This window comes from Bartonella sp. TT110JLCBS, from assembly GCF_042193405.1.
In the GTDB taxonomy this organism is placed as follows: Bacteria; Pseudomonadota; Alphaproteobacteria; order Rhizobiales; family Rhizobiaceae; genus Bartonella.
Window position 1 is genome coordinate 434 of the sequence record NZ_JBHILT010000224.1, and the last position, 234, is coordinate 667.

At 37.2% G+C, this 234-nt stretch carries 1 protein-coding gene; it reads left to right on the plus strand.

The window, feature by feature from the left end; genetic code table 11:
* On the plus strand, positions 1-234 hold a 234-nt coding region (locus ACFILW_RS10590; protein ID WP_375685818.1), incomplete at both ends, for an ATP-binding cassette domain-containing protein.

Sequence of the window (234 nt, forward strand, 5' to 3'; positions counted from 1 at the left end):
AATCTGGCTTGGTCAATATCCGTACGATGTTTGAAATACTCGATTGTCCCCTTACAGTTGTAGAACATAAAGAAGCTAAAGATCTGAATAAAACGCAAGGAACTATTCGTTTCGAACATGTTTCTTTTGCATACACTAATAACAAAATGATATTGAAAGACATCAATCTAGAAATAGAAGCCGGAAAAATGACAGCATTGGTGGGACCATCCGGTTCGGGAAAATCAACCCTTA